We start from the raw sequence: 235 nt of genomic DNA on the forward strand, positions 1-235 counted from the left end.
TTATAACATAATTTATTATTAGTAAATAATATTTTCTTCATATACTGTAAAAATGCGTAAACTAGATCCTTTTTTAAGCTTGATATTGATAAATTAAGCTACCATTAAATGTTCAAATAGGGTGTACGCAATCTGATTATACGCAAGGATATTTGGAGGGAATATGATGGAAAAGTTGCATTATAAAATGTACAAAAAAGGTAGAAGATGGGTGTTCGCAGCAATCACTGTTGTA

Annotated in this window: 1 protein-coding gene; it reads left to right on the plus strand. The window is 28.5% G+C overall.

The features are described 5' to 3' along the window. Positions 1-166: 166 nt before the first annotated feature. Positions 167-235, plus strand: a 69-nt coding sequence (locus tag KH893_RS13290; RefSeq protein ID WP_427860480.1) for a KxYKxGKxW signal peptide domain-containing protein, incomplete at its 3' end; no start/stop codon positions are given.

Source organism: Liquorilactobacillus sicerae (assembly GCF_029916425.1).
In the GTDB taxonomy this organism is placed as follows: domain Bacteria; phylum Bacillota; class Bacilli; order Lactobacillales; family Lactobacillaceae; genus Liquorilactobacillus; species Liquorilactobacillus sicerae.